This is a genomic window from Serinicoccus chungangensis (assembly GCF_006337125.1).
Taxonomy (GTDB): domain Bacteria; phylum Actinomycetota; class Actinomycetes; order Actinomycetales; family Dermatophilaceae; genus Ornithinicoccus; species Ornithinicoccus chungangensis.
The window spans coordinates 1,661,016-1,683,631 of sequence record NZ_CP040887.1 but is presented as its reverse complement, the minus strand read 5'-3'; the positions used below and the strand labels follow the sequence as shown (position 1 = coordinate 1,683,631).

General features: G+C 73.7%; 21 protein-coding genes and 1 pseudogene. 12 read left to right on the top strand and 10 right to left on the bottom strand.

What is annotated here, in order from left to right:
• Positions 1-71 precede the first annotated feature (71 nt).
• From tatC to FHD63_RS07555, 4 genes and pseudogenes are all read left to right on the top strand, one after another.
• A complete protein-coding gene (gene tatC, locus FHD63_RS07570) occupies positions 72-797 on the top strand; it encodes a twin-arginine translocase subunit TatC (protein ID WP_238705807.1) in 726 nt (241 codons plus the stop codon).
• On the top strand, positions 794-1,681 hold the full coding sequence (locus FHD63_RS07565) for a diacylglycerol/lipid kinase family protein (RefSeq protein ID WP_139721437.1): 888 nt from the start codon (positions 794-796) through the stop codon (positions 1,679-1,681). Before tatC ends, FHD63_RS07565 begins: the two co-directional genes overlap by 4 nt.
• A 15-nt stretch (positions 1,682-1,696) precedes the next feature.
• Positions 1,697-4,631 (top strand): annotated as a pseudogene (locus tag FHD63_RS07560) (DEAD/DEAH box helicase).
• 174 nt (positions 4,632-4,805) lie between these two features.
• The gene (locus tag FHD63_RS07555; RefSeq protein ID WP_139721435.1) at positions 4,806-6,011 is read left to right on the top strand and encodes an acetyl-CoA C-acetyltransferase; all 1,206 of its coding nucleotides are present in this window, start codon (positions 4,806-4,808) and stop codon (positions 6,009-6,011) included.
• Positions 6,012-6,045: 34 nt separating this feature from the next.
• Here FHD63_RS07555 and FHD63_RS07550 read toward each other — a convergent pair whose 3' ends face one another.
• Both FHD63_RS07550 and FHD63_RS07545 read right to left on the bottom strand, forming a co-directional pair.
• On the bottom strand, positions 6,046-6,678 hold the full coding sequence (locus tag FHD63_RS07550) for a phosphatase PAP2 family protein (RefSeq protein ID WP_139721433.1): 633 nt from the start codon (positions 6,676-6,678) through the stop codon (positions 6,046-6,048).
• A gap of 49 nt (positions 6,679-6,727) precedes the next feature.
• A complete protein-coding gene (locus tag FHD63_RS07545; protein ID WP_139721431.1) occupies positions 6,728-7,696 on the bottom strand; it encodes a 5'-3' exonuclease in 969 nt (322 codons plus the stop codon).
• Between the two features lie 35 nt (positions 7,697-7,731).
• Here FHD63_RS07545 and FHD63_RS07540 point away from each other — a divergent pair, with 35 nt between their 5' ends.
• The gene (locus tag FHD63_RS07540; protein ID WP_139721429.1) at positions 7,732-7,968 is read left to right on the top strand and encodes a hypothetical protein; all 237 of its coding nucleotides are present in this window, start codon (positions 7,732-7,734) and stop codon (positions 7,966-7,968) included.
• A 10-nt stretch (positions 7,969-7,978) separates the two neighbouring features.
• On the top strand, positions 7,979-8,443 hold the full coding sequence (locus FHD63_RS07535) for an Lrp/AsnC family transcriptional regulator (protein ID WP_058891111.1): 465 nt from the start codon (positions 7,979-7,981) through the stop codon (positions 8,441-8,443).
• 58 nt (positions 8,444-8,501) lie between these two features.
• Here the strand turns inward: FHD63_RS07535 and ybaK are convergent, their stop codons facing one another.
• Both ybaK and FHD63_RS07525 read right to left on the bottom strand, forming a co-directional pair.
• Positions 8,502-8,999, bottom strand: coding sequence for a Cys-tRNA(Pro) deacylase (gene ybaK / locus FHD63_RS07530; RefSeq protein ID WP_139721428.1), 498 nt, complete (start codon positions 8,997-8,999; stop codon positions 8,502-8,504).
• 79 nt (positions 9,000-9,078) lie between these two features.
• Positions 9,079-10,551, bottom strand: a complete 1,473-nt coding sequence (locus tag FHD63_RS07525) for a KamA family radical SAM protein (protein WP_139721426.1) — start codon at positions 10,549-10,551, stop codon at positions 9,079-9,081.
• Positions 10,552-10,991: 440 nt separating this feature from the next.
• On the opposite strand from FHD63_RS07525, the gene lnt reads away from it, so the two are divergent.
• From lnt to FHD63_RS07505, 4 genes are all read left to right on the top strand, one after another.
• A complete protein-coding gene (gene lnt / locus FHD63_RS07520) occupies positions 10,992-12,521 on the top strand; it encodes an apolipoprotein N-acyltransferase (protein ID WP_238705806.1) in 1,530 nt (509 codons plus the stop codon).
• Between the two features lie 9 nt (positions 12,522-12,530).
• Positions 12,531-13,331 (top strand): polyprenol monophosphomannose synthase, encoded by an 801-nt coding sequence (locus tag FHD63_RS07515; RefSeq protein ID WP_139721424.1) that lies wholly within the window; start codon positions 12,531-12,533, stop codon positions 13,329-13,331.
• Positions 13,328-13,876 (top strand): FxsA family protein, encoded by a 549-nt coding sequence (locus FHD63_RS07510; RefSeq protein ID WP_139721422.1) that lies wholly within the window; start codon positions 13,328-13,330, stop codon positions 13,874-13,876. The genes FHD63_RS07515 and FHD63_RS07510 overlap by 4 nt, the downstream gene beginning before the upstream one ends.
• A 233-nt stretch (positions 13,877-14,109) precedes the next feature.
• Entirely contained in the window at positions 14,110-14,469 is a 360-nt protein-coding gene (locus FHD63_RS07505) for an RNA polymerase-binding protein RbpA (protein WP_058891117.1), read from the top strand.
• Between the two features lie 74 nt (positions 14,470-14,543).
• Here the strand turns inward: FHD63_RS07505 and FHD63_RS07500 are convergent, their stop codons facing one another.
• Positions 14,544-15,932 (bottom strand): MFS transporter, encoded by a 1,389-nt coding sequence (locus FHD63_RS07500; RefSeq protein WP_139721420.1) that lies wholly within the window; start codon positions 15,930-15,932, stop codon positions 14,544-14,546.
• 117 nt (positions 15,933-16,049) lie between these two features.
• On the opposite strand from FHD63_RS07500, the gene FHD63_RS07495 reads away from it, so the two are divergent.
• Positions 16,050-16,232: a CsbD family protein gene (locus FHD63_RS07495; RefSeq protein WP_139721418.1), complete on the top strand. Its 183-nt coding sequence runs from the start codon at positions 16,050-16,052 to the stop codon at positions 16,230-16,232.
• Between the two features lie 63 nt (positions 16,233-16,295).
• Here FHD63_RS07495 and FHD63_RS07490 read toward each other — a convergent pair whose 3' ends face one another.
• Together FHD63_RS07490 and FHD63_RS07485 are read right to left on the bottom strand one after the other, a co-directional pair.
• Positions 16,296-17,768, bottom strand: a complete 1,473-nt coding sequence (locus tag FHD63_RS07490; protein WP_139721416.1) for an AI-2E family transporter — start codon at positions 17,766-17,768, stop codon at positions 16,296-16,298.
• Positions 17,765-18,628 carry a D-hexose-6-phosphate mutarotase gene (locus FHD63_RS07485; RefSeq protein ID WP_139721415.1) on the bottom strand — a complete coding sequence of 288 codons (864 nt, stop codon included), beginning with the start codon at positions 18,626-18,628 and terminating at the stop codon, positions 17,765-17,767. Before FHD63_RS07485 ends, FHD63_RS07490 begins: the two co-directional genes overlap by 4 nt.
• Positions 18,629-18,709: 81 nt before the next feature.
• Here FHD63_RS07485 and FHD63_RS07480 point away from each other — a divergent pair, with 81 nt between their 5' ends.
• Positions 18,710-19,768 carry an acyltransferase gene (locus FHD63_RS07480; RefSeq protein WP_139721413.1) on the top strand — a complete coding sequence of 353 codons (1,059 nt, stop codon included), beginning with the start codon at positions 18,710-18,712 and terminating at the stop codon, positions 19,766-19,768.
• Position 19,769: 1 nt separating this feature from the next.
• Here the strand turns inward: FHD63_RS07480 and FHD63_RS07475 are convergent, their stop codons facing one another.
• The 3 genes from FHD63_RS07475 to cls all read right to left on the bottom strand — a co-directional run bounded on the left by FHD63_RS07475 (position 19,770) and on the right by cls (position 22,612).
• A complete protein-coding gene (locus FHD63_RS07475; RefSeq protein ID WP_139721412.1) occupies positions 19,770-20,129 on the bottom strand; it encodes a single-stranded DNA-binding protein in 360 nt (119 codons plus the stop codon).
• Between the two features lie 105 nt (positions 20,130-20,234).
• Positions 20,235-21,059 (bottom strand): aldo/keto reductase, encoded by an 825-nt coding sequence (locus FHD63_RS07470; RefSeq protein WP_139721410.1) that lies wholly within the window; start codon positions 21,057-21,059, stop codon positions 20,235-20,237.
• A gap of 74 nt (positions 21,060-21,133) precedes the next feature.
• Positions 21,134-22,612: a cardiolipin synthase gene (gene cls, locus FHD63_RS07465; protein ID WP_139721408.1), complete on the bottom strand. Its 1,479-nt coding sequence runs from the start codon at positions 22,610-22,612 to the stop codon at positions 21,134-21,136.
• Between the last annotated feature and the right edge of the window lie 4 nt (positions 22,613-22,616).

The window sequence follows — 22,616 nt, the reverse complement described above, 5'->3', positions numbered from 1 at the left end:
GCGAAGGACCCCGAGGGAAGGATGTCCCTCGGGGACCACTTCCGTGAGCTGCGCACCGGCTGACCGTCAGCGTGCTCGCGATCGGCGTGCTCTCGGTCGTCGGGTGGTACTGGTACGACGAGATCATCGCCGTGGTCACCGCTCCCATCGACGCCGTCGCCGCCGAGCGCGGGGGCGAGGCCGTCTCGCTGCGCTTCCAGAACATCACCGAGCCGTTCGCCATGCAGCTGCGGGTGGCCATCTTCAGCGGCATCCTGCTCGCCAGCCCCGTCTGGCTGTGGAACATCTGGGGGTTCCTGCTGCCCGGGCTCACCCGGGCCGAGAAGAAGATCGCGCTGTCCTACTTCTTCGTCTCGATCCCGCTGTTCTTCGCCGGGGCCGCGCTCGCGGCCTTCACCTTCCCGCGCCTCGTGGCGATCCTGCTCGGCTTCACCCCGGACGGCATCGCCAACCTGCCCGGCGCCAGCGAGTTCCTCACCCTGTGGCTCTACTTCATGCTGGCCTTCGGACTCGCCTTCCTGCTGCCAGTGGTGCTCGTCGCGCTCAACCAGATCGGCATCCTGTCCGCCCGCAACATGCTGCGCAGCTGGCGCATCGTGCTCTTCTGCATCCTCGTCTTCTCGGCCTTCATGACCCCCGACCCCAGCGCGTGGACGATGCTGGCGATGGCCAGCCCGGTCTTCGTCCTCTACTGGTGCGCGGTGGGGGTGGCCTTCCTCATGGAACGCCGCCGGGAGAAGAAGAACCCCGGCCGCTACTCCGGGCTCTCGCCCGACGAGGCGACCCCGCTGACATGAGGTATGCCCTCGTGCACGGCCGCCGCTCCGGCCGTGGCGGGGCGGCCGCGGTGGGGGAGGCGGCCACGGCGGTCCTGCGCTCGGCCGGGCACGACGTCGTCCAGGTGACCGCAGGCACGCTCGAGCAGGCCCGGGCCGCGAGCACCGCGCTGGTCGCCGACGGCGTCGACGTGCTGGCCGTCGCCGGCGGGGACGGGCTGGTGAGCCTGGGGGCGGACGTCTGCGCGGGCACCGCCACGGCGCTCGGGATCCTGCCCGCGGGGACCGGCAACGACAACGCCCGCAGCCTGGGCCTGCCGCGGGACCCGGCCCGGTGCGTCGACGTGCTCCTCGCCGGGCGCACCCGCGCGGTCGACACCCTGCTCCTGCCCGACCTGGACCGCCGGGTGCTCGGCTCGGTCTGCGGGGCGCTGGAGGCCCGGATCAACGCCCGCGCCGACCGGATGCCCCGGCGGCTGGGTGCCGCGTCCTACACCCTCTCGGCGCTGGTCGAGATCGCGCTGCTGCGCCGTCAGCCGCCGCTGCACTACCGGCTCACGGTGGACGGCCGGACCCGCGAGCTGGAGGCGCTGGTCGTGGTCGCCGCGTCGATGCCGTTCTTCGGCGGCGGGCTGCCGATCGCCCCGGACGCGGACCCCTCCGACGGCGAGCTCGACCTCGTGCTCGTCCACCCCGTCACCCCGGCCCAGGCGCTGGGGGTGCTGCGCGCGCTGCGGGCGGGACGGCATACCGGGCACCCGGCGGTGGAGGTGACCCGCGCCCACGAGGTGCGGGTCGAGGGGCCGGCCGACGTGGTCGCCCACGGCGACGGGGAGCCGCTGGGACCGTTGCCGCTCACCGTCCGGGTCGACGCCGCCAGCCTGCGGGTCGTCGTCCCGGGCTGACGTAGCCTGGGTGGCATGCCCAGCCCCGCCGAACGCTACGCCGCCTCGCGCGCCCGGGCCGCGCGTGCCGCCACCCCTGCGGGGCGGTTCACCGAGACCCTCGGCCTGGAGCTCGACGACTTCCAGCGTGAGGCCATCGACGCCGTCCAGGACGGCGCCGGGGTCCTCGTCGCGGCGCCGACCGGTGCCGGCAAGACGGTGGTCGGCGAGTTCGCGGTCGCGCTGGCCCTGGAGACCGGCCGGAAGGCCTTCTACACGACCCCGATCAAGGCGCTGTCGAACCAGAAGTACCACGACCTCGTCGCGCGGCACGGATCCGCCAACGTCGGGCTGCTCACCGGGGACGCCTCCATCAACGGCGAGGCACCGGTGGTCGTCATGACCACCGAGGTGCTGCGCAACATGATGTATGCCGCGTCCCCGACCCTCACCGGGCTCGGCTTCGTCATCATGGACGAGGTCCACTACCTCGCCGACCGGTGGCGGGGCGCGGTCTGGGAAGAGGTCATCATCCACCTGCCCGAGTCGGTGCAGGTCATCTCGCTGTCGGCGACGGTGAGCAACGCCGAGGAGTTCGGCGACTGGCTGCGGCAGGTGCGCGGGCGGGGCGACGCCGACTCGTTGCGGGTCATCGTCTCCGAGCACCGGCCGGTGCCGCTGTGGCAGCACATGATGGTCGGCCAGCGGCTCTACGACCTCTTCGTCACCGACGGGCTGCGCGCGGCTCCGGGCGTCGACGGCACCACCCGGGTCAACCCCGAGCTGCTGCAGGGCATCTCCGCGGCCGAGCGCTCGGCGCGGGCCGACGGCGGGTGGCGACGCGACGACCCCGGTGGCCCGCGGGGCCGACGGGGCGAGCCGCGCGGGCGCGGTCGCTCGGGCGGGGGACGCGGGGGTGACCGTCGCGACCAGCGGGGCGGGCGGCACACCGGTCGGTCCCGGCGCTACGACGACGCCCGGGGCGCCGGCGGGGGCACCGGCGGCGGGGGAGACGCGGGCTTCTCCCGCGGGTCGCTGCCCGGGGGAGTGGCGAGCCGGGCGCAGGTCATCGACCGGCTCGACCGCGACGGCCTGCTGCCGGCCATCACCTTCATCTTCAGCCGCGCCGGCTGCGACGGTGCGGTGCAGCAGCTGCTCGGCCGCGGCACCCGGCTCATCCCGGAGGAGCAGGGGCAGACCATCCGGGCGCTGGTCGCCGAGCGGGTCGCCGAGGTCGACCCGGCCGACCTGGGGGTCCTGGGCTACCGCGACTTCGTGGAAGGGCTCTCGCGCGGCTACGCCGCGCACCACGCCGGGATGCTGCCGCTCTTCCGCGAGATCGTCGAGGAGCTCTTCACCGCCGGGGCAGGTGCGCTCGGTCTTCGCGACCGAGACCCTGGCCCTGGGCATCAACATGCCGGCCCGCACCGTGGTGCTGGAGAAGCTGGTGAAGTTCAACGGCGAGGAGCACGCCCCGGTCACGCCGGCGGAGTACACCCAGCTCACCGGCCGGGCCGGGCGTCGCGGCATCGACGTCGAGGGACACGCCGTGGTGCTGTGGCGGCGCGGCACCGACCCCATGGACGTCGCCGGGCTGGCCTCGACCCGCACCTACCCGCTGCGCAGCTCCTTCCGCCCCAGCTCCAACATGGCCGTCAACCTCGTCGCGCAGTACGGCCGCGACCGCGCGCACGAGCTGCTCCAGGCGAGCTTCGCGCAGTTCCAGGCCGACCGGTCCGTCGTCGGGCTCACCACCCAGATCCGCTACAACACCGAGGCGCTGGAGGGGTATGCCGAGTCCATGGTCTGCGACCGCGGGGACTTCCGGGAGTACGGCCGGCTGCGTCACCAGCTCTCGGAGGTCGAGAAGAAGGCCGCCCGCACGCGCCAGGCCCAGCGGCGCAGCGACATCGGCCGGGCGCTGGAGGAGCTCGAGCGCGGCCAGGTCATCCAGCTCGACGGCGGCCGGCACGGCACGATGGCGGTGGTCGTCCGCGGCGCCCGTGGCGCCGGCCCGGAGCCGACGGTCGTCACGTCCAGCGGTCGGGTGCAGCGGCTGACCATCCCGGGCTTCCGGGACGTGCCCGAGGTCATCGGCACCCTCACGGTGCCCAAGCACTTCAACGAGCGCAGCCCCAAGGCGCGCAAGGACCTCGCCGCGGCCCTGCGCTCCACCGTCCACGAGCCGGTGCCCGGGCGGACGGCGTCAGGGCGCGGGCGGGACGGCATACCGGAGGGGACGCAGGCGCAGGTCGACGAGCTGCGGGCGGCCCTGGCCGCGCACCCCTGCCACAGCTGCCCCGAGCGCGAGGACCACGCGCGGTGGGCGGCACGGTGGTGGACGCTGCGCAAGGAGACCGACGACCTGCAGCGGCGGGTGACCCACCGCACGAACACCCTGGCGGCGACCTTCGAGCGGATCTGCGACCTGCTGTCCGCCATGGGCTACCTCAGCGAGGACGGGCAGGAGGTGACCGGGGAGGGCCAGCGGCTGCGCCGCATCTACACCGAGCTCGACCTCGTCGCCGCCGAGGCGCTGCGCCGGGGGACGTGGCGCCGGCTCACCCCGGCCGACCTCGCGTCCGTCGTCTCCGCGCTCGTGCACGAGTCGCGCGGCGACGAGCCGGGCGACCCGCCGACCCCGAGCGTGGAGGTGGCCGAGGCGTTGGGCGAGATGGGCTCGATCTGGACCGAGGTGCAGGCCGGCAAGCTCGCGCACAACCTCACCGGCGACCGTGAGCTCGACCCCGGCATCACCTGGATGGTGCACCGCTGGGCCTCCGGCCGCGGGCTGGAGGAGGTGCTGCGCTCGGGCGACCTGTCGGCCGGGGACTTCGTGCGCCGGGCCAAGCAGGTCGTCGACCTCCTCGGTCAGATCACCCACGCCGCCGACGAGGACGTCGCGGCCACGGCCCGCCGCGCCTCGGCGGCGATGCTGCGCGGCGTCGTCGCCGCCGACCGTCTCGACTGACACGCGACCCGACCGCACCGGACGCGCCCCCCGACCCCACCGGACGCGCCCCCCGACCCCACCGGACGCGCCCCCCGACCGCACCGGACGCGCCGTCCGACCGCACCGGACGCGCCGTCCGACCGCACCGGACGCGCCGTCCGACCGCACCGGACGCGCGGTTAGAGTGCGGCCATGCCCGAGATCGTCATCTGCTCGCCCCTGCGCACCCCGGTCGGGGGGTTCCTCGGCAGCCTCGCCCCGCTGTCGGCCGCCGACCTCGGCACCCAGCTGCTCGCCGCGCTGCTCGAGCGGACCGGCCTGCAGGACGGCCAGGTCGACGACGTCGTCGTCGGCAACGCCAACCCCTCCGGGGAGATCCCCGCACTCGGTCGGATCCTCGCGCTCAACACCGGGCTCGACTCCGCACCGGGTATGCAGCTCGACCGGCGCTGCGGGTCCGGCCTGCAGGCGGTCCTCACCGCGGCCGGCCAGGTCGCCAGCGGGGGGAGCCGGCTGGTCGTGGCCGGGGGAGCGGAGTCGATGAGCCAGGTGGAGCACTACGCCCTGCTGCGCCAGGGGGTGCGGGCGGGGGTCGAGCTGGCCGACCGGCTCGCCCGGGCCCGGTCCACCGCCGGAGGTGAGCGCCACCCCATCCCGGGTGGGATGATCGAGACGGCCGAGAACCTCCGGCGCGAGCACGGCATCTCCCGGGAGGCGCAGGACGAGCTGGCGCAGCGCTCCCACCGGGTGGCAGCGGCGGCGCAGCGGGAGGGGCGCTTCGCCGACGAGATCGTGCCGGTGCAGGTCCCCGGCCGACGGGGCGCCACCACCGTGGACACCGACGAGCACATCCGCCCCGACACGACCGTCGACACCCTGGCCGGGCTGCGCCCGATCCTGGGCCGCCAGGACCCGGAGGCCACGGTGACCGCCGGCAACGCCAGCGGCCAGAACGACGCCGCCGCGCTGTGCGTCGTCACGACCCGCGAGCGGGCCGACGGGCTGGGCCTCGACCCGATGCTGGCGCTGCGGTCATGGGCCGTCGCCGGTGTCGCGCCCGAGACCATGGGCATCGGCCCCGTCCCGGCGAGCGCGACGGCGCTCGAGCGGGCCGGCCTCACCCTCGCCGACCTGGACCTGGTCGAGCTCAACGAGGCGTTCGCCGCGCAGGCGCTCGCCGTGCTGCGGGCGTGGGGCATGGAGGACCCGTCGGCGTGGGACCGGCTCAACGTCAACGGGTCCGGCATCTCGCTGGGGCACCCGGTCGGCGCGACCGGGGCCCGGATCCTCGCGACCATGGCGCACGAGCTGCGGCGCCGCGAGGGCCGCTACGCCCTCGAGACCATGTGCATCGGCGGCGGTCAGGGCCTGGCCGCGGTGTTCGAGCGGGTCGGCTGAGCCGGCGGGGTCTCCTCGGCGGGACCCGCCGGGATCAGCGGGCCGCGCGGCTCCCGCGCACCAGCAGGGCCAGGCCGCCGGCGCCCACGGCGAGGAGCATCGAGGCCAGCACGTCGCTGGGCCGGTGGTAGCCCAGCATCACGACGAGGGCCCCCATCCACGCGCTGACACCGGTGCCGACCACCGCCGCCAGGGGCCGCAGGCGGCGTGGGCTCACCAGCACCAGGGCGAGCGCCAGCGCGAGGGCCGCACCGGTGTGGCCGCTCGGCAGGGAGTTGGCCATGGCCCAGGGGTCGGCGAGGTGCGGCCGGGGCAGCACGTCCTTGAGCACCTGGGTCGAGGCGACGAGCAGCGGCACCGCGACGAGCACCGCGAGCCCGGTCCGCAGGTCGCGCAGCAGCGCCAGCGCACCGAGCCCGAGCGCGACGCCCAGGAGGAGGTAGGGGTCGGGCAGGAGGCTGCTGAGCAGGTCGTGCCGGTCGCCGGTGACGGTCGCGGCCTCCATGAGGCCGGTGTCGAGGCTCTGGCCGCGGGTGCTGAGCACCGCGACGACGTAGACGGACACGAACCCCAGGCCCCCGAGCAGCATCAACCCGGTCGGCCACCCGACCGGGCTCGGGTCGTCGACCAGCAGGGGCCCCGGGTCCGGCGTCGTACGGGTGGTCACCGAGCCCACGGTAGGCCGCCGACCTGGGGGGTGCCTGGACCGCGGCGGCTCAGGGCGCGATGCGCAGGGCGGCGAGCAGCCGGGAGACCGGGTTGCCCAGGTCGTAGGTCTCGACGAGCTGCTGCAGGGTCCCGGGGTCGGCCAGCGCCCGGGGGAGGGTGAGCGGCACGTCGGCCACAGGGGCGTCGTGGGCCACGAGGACCACCCGGGGCGCGGCGTCGAGGTAGTCCGCACCGGCCTCGAGGTTGGAGCGCCTCGCCCCCTTGATGGCCGGGTCGCCGGAGTCCACCGCCTCGCGCAGCGCCGCGAGGGTGCCGTACTGCTCGATGAGCGCGGCGGCGGTCTTCTCGCCGATGCCCTTCACACCCGGGAGCCCGTCGGAGGTGTCCCCCCGCAGCATGGACATCTCGGCGTACGCGCGTCCGGTCGGCACGGCATACCGCCGGAGCAGGTCGGTCTGGTGGATCTCCTCGGCGTCGCGCACGCCCTGCTTGGCGGTGTAGACCACCGTGACCCCGGCGCCGTCGTCCACGAGCTGGAAGAGGTCGCGGTCACCCGTCACGACCCCCACGGGCAGGCGCCCGCGGTGCCGCGCGGTGAGCGTGCCGATGACGTCGTCGGCCTCGTAGCCCGGCGCCCCCAGCACCGGGATGCCGACCGCCTCGAGCGCCCGGCGCAGGATCGGCACCTGGACCTCGAGCTCAGGTGGAGCCTCCTCCTTGTCCTCCGAACCCTCGACCAGACGGTGAGACTTGTAGGAGGGGATGGCCTGGACGCGGAACTCCGGGCGCCAGTCGTCGTCCCAGCAGCAGGCCAGGTGGGTGGGGGAGAAGCGGCCCACGAGCGTGGCGATCATGTCGAGCAGCCCGCGCACGGCGTTGGTCGGCGTCCCGTCGGGCGCCTCCCGCAGGTCCTTCATCCCGTAGAACGCCCGGAAGTACAGCGAGGCGGTGTCGAGCAGGAGCAGCTGCGGCGCTGCGACGTCGGCACCCGCGGTCGCCTCGGTGGAGGTCGTCATGCGCCTCACCCTAGTGGGGTGGGTTAGCGTGAGGTATGCCTCGGCGCCGCGCCCTCACGCTCCTCACCGGCGTGCTGCTGGCCTCGGCGTTTCTCCTCCTCGGTCCCTGGTGGGACACGGCCGCCGGGGAGAACCCGTTGACCCGGCCGCCCGGTCCGGACTACGCGGCGGTGCTGCGGCTGAGCCTGCCCACCCTGGTGCTCGCGGCGGCGGTGACGGCGCTGCTCGTGGCCACGCGCGGCGGACGCCGGGGGCGGGGCGCCCGGCACTAGGGTTGCCCCCATGGAGCCGCTGGATCGCCACATCGTCACCGTCCTGGCGCAGGACGGTCGCATCAGCTTCGCCGACCTGGGGCGGCAGGTGGGGCTGTCCACGTCGGCGGTGCACCAGCGGGTGAAGCGGCTCGAGGAGCGGGGCATCATCACCGGCTACCGCGCCGTCGTGGACTACGCGTCGGTGGGGCTGCCGCTCACGGCCCTCATGTCGGTCACCCCCTTCGACCCCTCGGACGACGACGACATCCCGGAGCGGCTGGCCCACATCGAGGAGATCGTGGCCTGCTGGTCGGTCGCCGGCGACGAGAACTACGTCCTGCTCATCCGGGTGCCCCGCCCGCAGGACCTCGAGGAGCTGCTCGGCCGCATCCGGCAGGAGGGCTCCTGCTCGACCAACACGACGATCGTGCTGTCCACGCCCTGGGAGGACCGGCTGGGCGCCCTGCCGCACGAGCTGCCCACGACCCCCTGACCCGGGCGCGGCGGCGTTCCCCGGGCACGACGCCGGAGGGTCGTCGACGACCGTCGGCTCAGCGGCCCTCGCGGGCGATCGCCGCGACCGTGGCCGACGTCACCGCGACCAGGTCTGCCGGCGCCAGCTCGAGGTCCAGGCCGCGCCGGCCCCCGCTGACCAGCACCGCGTCATACCCCAGCGCGGAGCTGTCGAGGACCGTGGGCAGCGCCTTCTTCTGACCGAGCGGGCTGATCCCGCCCACGACGTAGCCCGTCGCGCGCTCGGCCGCCCGGGGGTCGGCCATGGCGACCTTCTTCACGCCCAGCGCCGCCGCCACGGCCTTGAGGTCCAGCTGCGCCACGACGGGCACGATCCCGACGCCCAGACCGTCCTCGCCCTGCACCAGCAGCGTCTTGAGGACACGCTCCGGGTCGACGCCCAGGGCCTCGGCCGCCTCCAGCCCGAACGACCGCACCGCGGGGTCGTGTTCGTAGCCGCGCAGGACGTAGGGGATGCCGGCGCGGTCCAGCACGACGGTCGCCGGCGTGCCGCCGCCGGACTTCTTCCTGGCCACGGAGGGAGGGTATGCCGTCGCCGGCCCGCGGCGGCGTCCGGGAGGTCCCCTGGCCTGCCCCGGGCGCCCTCCGGTGGGGTCAGGCGAGCTGGTCCACCGAGGCGCGGCGCGAGGCGGCCGCGGCCTCCTCGGCCTTCTCCTGCTGGCCGGCCTCGTCGGTGCCGTGCACCTCGGCGGCCTCACGACGCCACCAGTCCTGACCGCTGGCGGGCAGGGTGTCGATGGGGTCGTAGTAGACGTACTCGGCGCTGGTCACGTCGACGTCCTCGCCCTCGATGGAGGTGCGGTAGTTCTTGCGCCAGTAGGAGATCCCGCGCTCGGTGTCGTAGGTGTCGACCTGGTGGACCCATCGCTTCCCGACGAAGGGCACGTCGCAGACGATGCGCGGCGTGGCGAAGCCCGGCAGGTAGCCCAGCATCGAGTGCTGCAGGTGCTGGGCGTGGCCGAGCGAGACCCGCCAGTGCTCGCTGAAGGGGATCATGTCGCACATGTAGAAGTAGTACGGCGTGATCATGGCCTCGTCGGACATGGCGAAGCACAGGTCGAGCAGCTGCGCGGACGTGTCGTTGACCCCCCGCATGAGCACGCCCTGGTTGCGGACGTCGCGGATGCCCGCCTCGAGCATGGCCTTGCTCGCCTCGGCCACCAGCGGCGTCACCGACTGGGCCGCGTTGATGTGGGTGTGGATCGCCAGCCCCACACCGCGCTCCCGGGCCTTGCGGGCGACCCGCCCGACGCCCTCGACGGTGTCGGGGGCCAACCAGTGCTGCGGCATCCCCATGAGTGCCTTGGTCGCGAGCCGGACGTCACGGATCGAGTCGATGTCGAGCAGCCGGTCCAGCCAGGACTCGAGGTTCTTCCACGGCATGTTGGCGACGTCACCGCCGGAGACGACGACGTCGCGCACGCCCGGGGTGGCGCGCAGGTAGTCCAGGATGGCGGTGTGCCGGTCCACCGGCTTGCCGGCCAGCTTGAGCTTGGTGACGGTCGGGGTCGAGTTGCCCACCAGGTCCATCCGCGTGCAGTGGCCGCAGTACTGGGGACAGGTGGGGAGCATCTCCGCGAGGACCTTGGTGGGGTAGCGGTGGGTGAGCCCCTCGGCGACCCACATGTCGTGCTCGTGCAGGCTGTCTCGGGTGGCGTAGGGATGGCTGGACCAGTCGGTGCGCCGGTCGGAGAAGACCGGCAGCATGTAGCGGCGCACCGGGTCGGCCAGGAACGCGGCGGTGAAGTCGGCCCCCGCAGCCGGCATCCGGCCGTCGGCCCAGGTCGGCTCGCTGACCATGGTGTTGAGCATCTGCGGGGGCAGCAGCATCGACATGGTCGCGCGCTGCTCCTGGTCGCGCTGCAGGTCGGCGTAGAACTCCTCGGTGAGCAGCGGACCCATGACCGTCCGCAGCTGCCCGATGTTCTTGACGCAGTTGACCCGTTGCCACTGCACGTCGGCCCACTGCTGCGGCGTCACCTCGGACCACCCGGGGTAACGGGTCCAGTCCGGCTCCACCAGCTCACGGCGGGAGTAGACGTAGGGCTGCTCGATCTGTGCGCTCATCCCGCCATGCTACGGATGATGTCCGGCGTATGCGAGTACCGACAGGATGATTTCTTGTCACATGACCTATTGGCCGGACGATGTGGCCGCACAGCCGGTCTCAGCCGACCGCCCTCCCGACGGCCACCCTTCGCAGATGTCGGGGCGGCGTGTCCGTAGCGACACGCCGAGGTGAGGTAAATATCTCACCAAGGACCTCGACCAGGGCGACCGACTGACCTGCGATTTCTCCCATCGCCGCAGGTCAGAGCGTTGTTGACACTCGTCTCGGCGCGACCTACCTTCGTGTCTGTCCCTCGGGCGTCGACGCGCCCGGCGGGGGAGCCAGGGCCCCGAGCACCGAGTAGACAACGGGACCGTGCCGGCCGCCAGCCGCGTACGGACCGGCCCCAAAGGTGCCGGGGTCCGGCTATGTCCGCAGGGGTCCGTACGCTGGAGCCGTGCCCTGGCCGCTCCGACTCCTGCTCGCGATCCTCGGCGGCGTCGCCCTCTGGCTCGCCTTCCCGGGGCACGACGTCTGGCCGCTCGCCATGGTGGGGGTGGGGGCGCTGGCCCTCGCCACGGCCGGAGCGCGGGTGCGGACCGGCCTGGCGGCCGGGTTCCTGCTCGGCCTGACGTGGTACACCCCGATGTTCGTCTGGGCCAGCACCTACGCCGGCATCATGCCGTGGGTCGCCATGAGCGTCGCCTCGGCGCTCTACCCCGCCGCGCTGGGAGGTCTGCTCGCCCTGCTGCAGCGCTCGGCAGCCGTCCGACCGGTCGTCGGGGCGGCGGCGTGGGTGCTCATGGAGTACGCCCGGTCGGTCACGCCCTTCGGCGGGTTCCCGTGGGCGCGGCTCGGGTTCAGCCAGGCGGACAGCCCTCTGCTGGGGGCCGCGAGCCTCGTCGCGGTCACCGGGCTGGGCTTCCTCGTGGCCCTGGTCGGCGGCGTGCTCGCCCGTGCGGCGCAATTCGCCGTCGGGTCCGGAGCCACCAGGAGCCTGCCGCGTGCCGCGCTCCTCGTGGCCGTGGCGACCGTGGTGGCCCTGGCGCCGACCGCGCTGCCGCGGCCCACCGAGGGGGAGCCGCTGGACGTCGTCGCCGTCCAGGGCGACCTGCCGCCGGAGTTCACCCGGACCCTGAGCGCCGAGCGCGGCACCATGCTCGAGCGCTACACCTCGATGACCGAGGAGCTGGCCGCGGAGGTCTCGGCCGGAGAGACCGCAGCGCCCGACCTCGTCATCTGGCCCGAGGGCGCGAGCGACCTCGACCCGTTCTCCCCGTCCGAGGGACCCACCACGGTCGAGCAGATGATGGCCGGCGTCGACGCGCTCGGTGCACCGGTCGTGCTCGGGGCCGTGTCCTACGGCACGGGGGAGGCGCCGCGCAACATCGTGCTCGAGCTGCAGCCGGGCGAGGGGGTGGACGACACCTACCAGAAGGTCTACCTCGCCCCGTTCGGGGAGCGGATGCCGCTGCGCCCGCTCGTGCGCCACCTGTCCGAGTGGGTCGACCGCATCCCCGACTGGGAGGCGGGCTCCGAGCCCGGACTCATGGACGTGCGGCTCGCCGACGGCCGGGACGTCCGGTTGGGGCTGGGCATCTGCTTCGAGGTGGTCGTCGACCCGGCCGTGCGCGACGTGGTCGCCGGTGGGGCCGAGCTGCTGGTCGTCCCGACGAGCAACGCGTGGTTCGGCGAGGGCGACCAGTCCGCCCAGCACATCGCCACCTCCCGGGTGCGCGCCGTCGAGTACGGCCGCTCCGTCGTCCACATCAGCAATGTCGGGATCTCGGGGCTCATCAGCCCGGACGGGGTGGTGCACGAGCCCACCGACCTCTTCACGCAGGCGGTGCTGCGCGACGAGCTGCCGCTGCGCTCCGAGCTCACCCCCGCGGTCACCACCGGCCCGTGGGTCGTGCCCGCAGCCGCCCTGCTCGTGCTGCTCGCTCTGGTCGGGCTGCTGGTCAGGCGCCCTCCCGACGCCGTCTAGGCTGACCGGATGACCTCTCGTGGCCCGCTGCACCGCGTCTGCGTCTGCATCCCGACCTACCAGGAGCGTGCCTCCCTCCCCGAGGTGCTGCGCCGGGTCCGGCAGGCCGTCCCCGAGGCGGACGTGCTGGTCGTCGACGACGCCAGCCCGGACGGCACCGGCGAGCTGGCCGGGCGGATCGCCGCCGCCGACCCGAACGTCCACGTCCTGCACCGACCGGGCAAGCAGGGCCTCGGCCCGGCCTACCTGGCCGGTTTCGCCTGGGCCGCGCGACGAGGGTTCGACGCGGTCGTGGAGATGGACGCCGACGGGTCGCACCAGCCCGAGCAGCTGCCCGCCCTGCTGGCGGCCGCCGAGCGCGGACCGGGCGCCGACGTGGTCATCGGCTCCCGCTGGGTGGCGGGGGGTTCGGTGCACCGCTGGCCCTGGCACCGGCGGTTGCTGTCGGTCGGCGCCAACACCTACACCCGGCTCGCCCTGGGGCTGCCCGTCCACGACGCCACGGCCGGCTTCCGGGTCTACCGGCTGCCGCAGCTGACCGAGCTGGTGGCCGGTCCGGTGGCCTCCCAGGGCTACTGCTTCCAGGTGGACCTCACGCGCCGTGCCGTGGAGGCGGGGCTGCGCGTCGTCGAGGTGCCGATCGCTTTCGTCGAGCGCGTCGAGGGGTCCTCCAAGATGACCGGCGACATCGTCCGGGAGGCCGTGGTGCTGGTGGGCGTGTGGGCGTGGCAGCGCCGGACGGAGCAGCTCAGGGAACACCTGGCCGGGCGGGACCGTTCTCGTTGGCACCACCTCGAGGAGGCCACGTGAGCACGACCGCCCCATCCGGCAGCAGCGCCCGGCGCCGACCGGTCCTGAGGTGGGTGCTGCTCGCCCTGGTGCTGCTCCCGCTCGTGGAGATCGCCGTCCTCGTGGCCGTGGGACGCAGCATCGGTCTGTGGTGGACCCTCTTCCTCGTCGTGGCGGTGGCCGTCCTCGGCACCTGGCTGGCCCGACGGGAGAGCAGCCGCACCTACCGCGCGCTGCAGCAGGCGCTGAGCTCGGGCAGGATGCCGGCCGACGAGGCCACCGACGCGATCCTGCTCATGGTCGGGGGCCTGCTGCTGCTCCTGCCGGGCTTCGTCAGCGACGTCCTGGCCCTCCTCCTCGTGCTGCCCTTCACCCGACCCGCGGCCCGGCGGCTGCTCCAGGCCGTGGTGGCCAGCAGGGCGCTGACGGTGGTCGGGGGCCCGGTCGGACCGGCCGGTCGTCGCGCCGGTCGACCACCCGGCTCCGGGACGGTCATCGACGGCGAGATCGTCGACGAGCACCCGCCACCGTGGGAGGACGACACGCGTCCTCCTCTCGGACGGTGACGCGCTGACTGGTCAGCGCGACCCCGACAGCGCTATCATGAGACGTTTCCCCCTCGCACCGACCACCGCATCTCGATGCGTCCAGGACGGTGGACGGGACAGGGAACACGGGGCGGCCGGTCGACGTTGACACCAGTCAGCAGGGCGGTCACAGGTCCAGGTCCGGCAGCCGCCCACCGAACGCGACAGCGAAACGATCACGCGTGTCCGATGACACGATGGGAGTGGAACACATGGCAGAGCGGTCCCTGCGCGGCACCAACCTCAGCTGGCTCTCCTTCGAGAGCGACGAGGGCGTCACCTTCAGTGACCGAGAGATCAGCCGCTACGTCTGCCCGGACGGGCACGTCAGCGAGCTGCCCTTCTCGGTGGAGGCGGAGATCCCGCCGATCTGGGAGTGCCGTTGCGGTCTCGACGCCAAGCTGGAGAACGGCCCCGAGCCCGAGCTGAAGGCGACCAAGCCGCAGCGCACCCACTGGGACATGCTGCTCGAGCGCCGCTCGGTGCCCGAGCTCGAGGAGCTCCTCGAGGAGCGGCTGGCCCTGCTGCGCGAGATGCGCGGCGAGAAGCCGCGGCGCAAGCGCAGCGCCTGAGGCACGACCTACCCGTCCGGTGAGGGCGTGGTCCGCGACGGCGGGCCACGCCCTCTCGGCGTCCCCGGGACCCCTCAGACCTTGCGCGGCTGCTCGTTGCCGGCCATGGCGATGCCGCGGCGCATGTCGACGCGGGTGAGGATGAGGCCCCCGACGACGAAGAAGGCGATGGTGACCAGGATCGCCGGGCGGTAGGACCCGGTGAGCTGGTAGGTGAGACCGAAGGCGAGGGTCCCGAACCAGCTCGTGCCCCGCTCCATCGCCTGGTAGAAGCTGAAGTACTCCGACTCCTTGCCCGTGGGGACGAGCTGGGAGTAGAGCGAGCGGGACAGCGCCTGGGTCCCACCCATGACGGTGCCGATGAAGACCGCGCAGACGAGCCAGACCGTGAACGCGCCGGTGGGCACGAAGTAGGCGAAGGCCACCACCAGCGTCCACATGACGAGCCCGCCCAGCACCGTGCGCTTGGCCCCCACCCGCCCGGCGATCGCGCCGAAGACCAGCGCACCGCCGAAGGCGACGAACTGGACGAGCAGGATGGTGATGATGAGCTGGCTCGTGTCGAACCCCAGGGCCTCGCTGCCGTAGAGGCTCGCGGAGGAGATGACCGTCTGGATGCCGTCGTTGAAGAAGAGGTAGGCCAGCAGGAACAGCAGCGTGTGCGGGTAGCCGCGCAGGTCCCCGAAGGTGTCCCGCAGCTGGGTGACCGTGCCGCCCAGCACCCCGGCCGAGCGCGCCACGGGGGCGGCGGTGGTGCCCCGGATGCGCCGCAGCCCGATGACGGGGATGAGCGTGAAGACCGCCCACCAGAGGCCGGCCGACAGCAGGTTGAGGCGCACGGCCATCGTGTAGGAGATGCCGAGGGACTCGTGGACGGTCATGAGACCGAGGTTGAGCGCGAGCAGCACGCCTCCACCCAGGTAGCCCAGGGCCCAGGCTCTCGAGGAGACCCGGTCGCGGTCGTCGGGCGAGGCCACCCGGACGAGCAGGGCGTCGTAGACCACGGTCGAGGCCCCCAGGCACAGGTTGGCCACGACGACGAGCAGCACCCCCAGCTCCCAGTTGCTGCCGTCGAGGAAGAACATCGAGGCGGCGGCGGCGGCGCCGACCCAGGCCAGCCCACCGAGGAGCCACGTCGGCCGGGGGTGCCGGTCCGCGACGGCCCCGACGAAGAGCAGCACCACGGCCGACACCAGGGTCGCCACGGTGATGGTGTAGGGCGCGACCGACCCCACGGCCACCGGCACCCCGAGCACGGACAGCATCTGCTCGCAGGTGTCGCCCTCGGCCAGGTCCGGGCAGGCGTCGGCCCGGGCCAGGGCGGTGAGGTAGGGCGCGATGAGGACCGTGCCGGTGGTCGTGACGTAGGCGGAGTTGGCCCAGTCGTACCACCCGAAGGCGCGCTGGTGGGCGCGGGTGCGTTCGGACGCGGGGTCGGCCCTGGGCACCGGGGGAGCTGTCATGAGGCCCATCGTAGGGACACGACGGCCAGCGGTGAGGAGGCTCGAGGGGGCGGTTCGGGTTGCGGGGGCCTCCTGCCGGGGCGAGGCTGAGGGGGTTGCCGAGGAAAGGAGCAGACCATGGGTCTCGGAGACAAGATCTCGAACAAGGCCGAGGAGCTGAAGGGCAAGGCCAAGGAGGGCGTCGGCGACGCCACCGACAACGAGCAGATGGAGGCGGAGGGTCGGGCCGACCAGACCGGCGCCAACGTCAAGCAGGCCGGCGAGAACGCCAAGGACGCCTGGAAGGATGCCACGCGCTAGTCCGGGTCCGGCGCGCCGCGCCGACCACGACGACGCCCCCGGCCGGACGGCCGGGGGCGTTCGTCATGCCCGGGGTGGACCGTCCTGCTCGGCGTCCTCCCGGTCCCGGCGCAGGATGGGGGGAAGGAGCCGGTCGCGCAGCGACGCCGCGATCTCGGTGGTCCGGTCGAGCAGCGCGACCCGGGCCGCGCCCTGCTCGCCCTGCGCCTGGAGGTAGGCCCGGCGCGCCCGCAGCTGGAAGATGGGCGCGGCGCTCTCCGCCCGCTCGGCGGCCCGCCGGCCCTCGGGGGTGACGTTGCGCAGGTCGTCGGTGTGCAGCTCGCCGGTGCGCAGGTCCAGGTGCTCGCTGCCGAACCGGATGAGGGTCAGCGCCGAGGCGAGCACGGGCACCGCGAGGAACGCGCCGAGCACGCCCCACAGCGTGCCGCCCGCCGCGACCCCCAGGATCACCACGACCGGGTGCATCGACATGACGCGGCTGTGCATGAGCGGGGCGACGAAGGTGCTCTCCGCCTGCTGCACGACCACGACGATGACGAGCACCCAGAGGGCGGTCACCCAGCCCTGCGACACCAGGGCGACGAGCACCGCGAGGCCGCCGGCGACGAAGGCGCCGATGATGGGGATGAAGGCCAGGAAGAAGGTGATGACGGCCAGGGCGAAGGCGAGGGGCACCTGGAGCAGGACGAGCCCCAGGCCGATGAAGACCGAGTCGACGGCGGCGACGACGGCCTGCGCCCGCAGGAAGCCACCGAGCGTCACCCACACCCGCGCCAGCGCCTCGGTGAGGTAGAGACCAGCGGTGCGGCCCACGGACCGGCGCAGCCAGGGCAGGAAACGGTGCCCGTCCTTGAGGAAGAAGAAGGTGAGCACGAGCACGAGCACGGTGGTGACGAGGATGGAGCCGACGGTCGTCAGCGTGGACAGCGCGCCCTCGGCGAGCACGCTGGCCCGGGACTCGAGCCATTGCGTGGCGCGGGCGACGTAGTCGTCGAGCTGCTCGCTCTGCAGGTTGACCGGGGGGCCGGAGAGCCACTCGAGGACGATGTCGGCGCCCTCGGTGACGTTGTCGGCGACCTGGCGCAGCTGGCTGCCGACCCCAGGGGCGATGGCCGCGATGATCCCGCTGAAGAGGCCCAGGGCGCCGATGAGCACCGTGGCGGCGGCGAGCCCGGCCGGCCAGCGGTACCGGCGCAGCCAGCGGACGGTCGGCCACAGCACCGAGCTGACGATGAGGGCGAGGATGATCGGCAGCACCCCGACCCAGACCCGACCGAGCAGGTAGAGCACCACCGCGACCGCGGCGACGACGAGCAGGAAGCGCCACGACCAGGCGGCCGCGCTCCGCAGCCCCTGCAGGATGAGGTCACCGCGGTCCACCGTCGGCGGCGCCGCGGGGGTGTCCTCCTCAGGGGCCCCGCGCGGCTCCTCGTCCGGCAGCGGGCCGGTGGGCCCGGCGGGCAGCGGCTGCTGCGGCAGGTCGGTGTCGAGGGAGGGCGCGTCCTCCGCCGTGCCCGGCTGGTCCTGCGTGCTCATCGTCTCCTCCGGTCGAGGACCGTGATGGTGCACCCCACGGTATGCGTCGCCCCGGGCGGGACGCGCAGGGCGAGGTCACCGGTGGCCGCCGTCTCCACGCAGAGGAACCCGGGCCAGGCGTCGTCCCCCAGGTCGCTGGTCGCGGCGGCCTGCTCGGGCCCGGGGTTCCAGACGACCGTCTGGGTGCTGCCGTGGGTCTCCAGGACGAGGCGGCGGTCCTGGTCGAGCACCTCGACGTGCGGACGGCCGGGGGAGTCGACCACGGCGTCGGTCGGTCCCTCGATGCGCAGCGGCCCCTGCAGGCGCCCGCGCCGGCCGGTGGTCTTGTCGAGGTAGGTCGCACCGTCCAGGCCGGTGACCTCGGTCTGCCGCACGTCGTGGACCGCCAGGTAGGTGTGCAGCGCCACCTCGACGGGCAGCACCTCGGTGCCCGGGTTCGTGACCTCCAGCTCGAGACGCAGCGACGGGTGCTCCGCCCCGGCCGGCAGCGACACGGCGTAGCGCAGGCGGAACGGCCCGGGCAGGTGCTCGACGCCGGGGGAGCCGGAGACGTCCTCGTCGGTCACGGTCCAGGCCCAGACCTCCGCGTCCCGGGACGGGGCGCGGTGCCAGGTCGCGGTGCGGACCAGGCCGTGGCTGGGGGAGCGGTCCCCGTCGGGCCCCGCGGCGAACCAGGGGAAGCACACGGGCACCCCGCCCCGGATGGCCCGGCTGCCGTCCAGCACGGCCGCCTCGCTGCACCAGACCACCGGTCGGCCGTCCAGCTCCCAGGTGCTGAGGTGGGCCCCGAAGTCGTAGGCGACGAGGCGTGAGGGACCGTGCTCGACGGTGCGGGGGGTCGGCGGCGCGGGGGAGGGCATGGGGGACAGGCTACGGCGCGCGGCCCACGCCCTGCCCGACGATCCGCCGTCGCCACCACCCCCGGGTGAGAGGCTGGGAGCATGCGAGGCACGGCGTGGATCAGCTGGCTGCGGTGCCTGGCGGTCTACGGCGTGGTGCTCATCCACACGGTCGGCGCCACCGCCACCGCGGGGGCGCAGGGGCGGACGGACCCGGTGGACGGGTGGGTCGCCCGGGCCCTGGACCTCCCGCTGCTGTGGGTCGTGCCGGTCTTCGTCATGGTGTCCGGAACCCTGGCGCTCGACCCGGCGCGCTACCCGGGCGCGGGAGAGTTCCTGCGCCGGCGCGTCGGGCGGCTGCTGCCCGCGGTGGTGGTGTGGAACCTCGTCTACGTGATCTACCTCTCGCTGACCCGGCCCGGGTCGTGGGCGGGACCCGTGGACGCGTTGCGGCGGGCCCTCGTCGGCCAGGTCGCCCCGCACCTGTACTTCCTCTGGATCGTCCTGGGGCTGTCGCTGCTGACGCCGCTGCTCGTGCCGTGGCTGGCCGCGACCAGCCGTCGGGCGTGGCTCCTCGCCGGGGTGGCGGCGTACGCCGTGCCGATCCTGTCCCTGTGGCCCCTGGGGGCGGGCGGCGCACCGGTCGGCGTCACGCACGCCGCGTGGACGTGGTGGCTGCCCTACCTCGGCGCCTACCTCCTGGGCTGGGCGCTGCGCGGGGTGCGGGTGCCCGGAGCCCTCGTGCCGGTCCTGGTGCTCGTCGTGGTCGCCCTGTCGGTGCTCCTCACCTGGCAGTGGGAGAACCCCGCCGCGCCGACCTGGCTGCAGGAGTGGGCGGGGGCGCACTACTACTCGCCCTCGGTCGCCGTGCTGTCGGTCGCCGTCTACCTGCTGGCGCAGGCGCTGCTCGCCCCCGGGGGCGCCCTCTCGGCGCTCACCTCGGACCGGGTGATGGCCGCGGTGGACCCGGTGGGGCGGGCCACCCTGGGCATCTTCGCGCTGCACTTCCTCGTCCTGCTCGTCGCCACGGACACCGGGGTGCTCGGACCCCCGGTGGCTCCCTGGCCGGTCCTGGTGGCGCGCTTCGCCGTGGTCGCGGCCGTGACCACGGGTCTGGTGCTGGTCGGACGGCGGGTCCCGGTGGTGCGGCGGGTGCTGTGAGTCACGGCCCCGGCGTCGGGACCGCGCGCAGCGACGTCGCCTCGACGTCGTAGCGGGAGGCGGCCCCCGCACCGGTGCGGAAGAAGCGCCGGCGCAGGGCGCCGGTCACCTCGACCCCGGCGCCGTCCTGCAGCCGCAGCGCGGCTGCCCTGGCCCGTGCCGTCCAGCAGGACACGTCGATGGTGTCCACCCGCTGGGCCGACCCGGACGCCCTGGAGCGGCCCCGCCGCCGGGGCCGCGGCACGACCACCCGCAGCTGGACCAGGACGTCGCCGCTGGGCAGCTCCCGCTGCGTCGGGGCACCGCTCACCCGCCCGCGCAGGTGCACCTCGTTGGCCGGTGCCGCCGCTGTGGTCGTCATGGGTCCACGATGACCGGGTCGCCGGGCGTGGGGGAGAGGGTGCGGCGGATCTGTGGACGGGCGGCGAGCCGCCGGGCGGGTGTGGACGGGGCCGCCGGCCCTCGCTCACATCTCCTCGTGCGTCTCCGGGTCCCCGCCGAAGAGCCGTCCGTCCGGCCGGCCGAGCGCGGTGATGGCCCGGACCTCCGCGTCGGTGAGCTCGACGTCGAGCACGTCGAGGTTGGCCCGCTGACGCGCGGGGGTCGCGGACTTCGGCAGCGGCATCACCCCGCGCTGCAGGTGCCAGCGCAGGATGACCTGGGCGGGGGAGACGCCGAGCCGGCCTGCCGGGCCGGCCACCGCCTCGGCGTCGTACTGCGCCTGCCGCTTGCCCAGCGGGCTCCACGCCTGCGTGAGCACGCCGAGGTCCGCGTGCACCTCCAGCAGGTCGGACTGGGGGAAGAGGGGGTGGCACTCGACCTGGTTGAGCACCGGGGTCTCACCGGTGGCCCGGACGACCTCGTCCAGGTGGGCGGCGGTGTAGTTGCTGGTGCCGACCCCTCGCACGAGCCCCCGGTCCCGGCACTCCAGCAGGGCCTCGACGGCCTCGACGTACCGGCCCTGCGACGGGTTGGGCCAGTGCACCAGGGCGACGTCGACCTGCTCCAGGCCGAGCCGCTCCAGCGACTGCTCGACGGACTCGATCGCCGCGGCGCGCTCGTGCGCCCGCCCGGGGATCTTGGTCGCGACCAGCACCTCGGCGCGGGGGACGCCGCTGCGGCGCAGCGCCTCACCGACCTCGCGCTCGTTCTCGTAGTTGACCGCGGTGTCGAGATAGCGGTAGCCCGCCTCGAGGGCGGACACCATGGCCTCGATCCCCTCCTCGCCGCGCAGGGGGTAGGTGCCGAAGCCGACGTGGGGGAGCGTGGTGCCGTCAGGAAGGGTATGCATGTCCTCACGCTAGGGGGCCGGGCGCCGCTGCGCAGCCCGTGGGTCAGCGGGCCGACCCGCTGCGCCAGGGTGGGTCACATGAGCGCCGAGGTGAGCCGGCAGACGTTGTCCACGTAGCGCTGGTGCCACGGTCGCCCCGCCCACTCCTGCAGCGTCAGGACCCGGGACGCCTGACGGTAGGCCTCGTCGTTCTCCTGCAGCCGGGCGACGAGGTCGCCGCCGAAGGCGAGCAGCATGACCTCGTAGGTCAGCGCGAACGAACGGAAGTCCATGTTGCTGGACCCGATCACCGCGACCCGGTCGTCGATCGTCAGGTACTTGCCGTGCAGCACCGTGGGCGCGGGGTAGAGGTGGATGACGACACCGGCCTCGAGCAGCACCTGGTAGTAGGAGCGCTGGGCGTGCCCGACGAGGAACTGGTCGGCCTCCTCGCCGACGAACAGCTCGACCTGCACACCCCGGTAGACGGCACTGGTGATCGCGGCCAGCAGCGCCTCGTCCGGCACGAAGTAGGGGCTGGTGATGGCGACCCGCTCGCGCGCCAGGTGCACGAGCGCGACGAACTGCCGCCAGTTGGGCTCGGTGGGGAAGCCGGGACCGGACGGCACGAGCTGCATGGCGTGGGCCGCCCCGCCGGGCACCAGGTCGGGCTGGTCGGGGAAGTAGCGCTCGCGGTCCAGGCTGAGGTTCTCCGAGGTCTCGGTGAACCAGTCGGTGACGAAGACGGCGGAGAGCTGCAGGACGACGTCCCCGCTGACCTGGACGGACACGTCGCTCCACGCCCGGCCGATGCGGGCGTTCTTGGCGCTGCCGTAGGCGGGGTCGATGAGGTTGTGCGAGCCGACGAACCCGACCCGCCCGTCGACGACGAGCAGCTTGCGGTGGTTGCGCAGGTCCGGTCGCTGCCACTGCCCGCGCCACAGGTTCAGCGGCATCATGTAGTGCCAGCTGATCCCGGCGGCCTCCATGCGGGCCCCCAGCTGGCGACGACCTGGGTACTTGCGCGAGCCGAGCTGGTCCAGCAGCAGGCGCACCTCGACCCCTCGACCGGCGGCCCGCTCCAGGGCGGCGAAGAGGACGTCGGTGCTCTCGTCCCACGCCACGATGTAGAACTCGACGAAGACGAAGTCCTCCGCCTCGTCGACCGCGGCCGCCATCGCCGCGAAGAAGTCCGCGGTGTCGGGGTAGACCCCGTCGCACGCCCCGCTCACGCAGGACAGCCCGGTCAGCCGGCGGTTCATCCGCAGGACCGAGGCGAGGTCCTCCTCGGGCTGGACCTGCGGCAGGTCGGGCAGGGTGTCGGCATAGTCGCCCAGGAGCTGGTTGGCCTGGCGCTGGATGTCGTGCCGACGCCCGGCGACGACCTTGCTGCCGATGAGGAAGTACAGCGGGAACCCGAGGACCGGGACGAAGAGGATGAGCAGCAGCCAGGCCGAGGACGCCCCCGGCCGCCGGTTCTCCGGGACCGTCCCGACGGCCCAGATCTTGAGGCCGTACTCGACGGCCAGCACGACCGCGTACATCGTGGATGCGGTGGCAGTGGCCCCGTCCATGGCC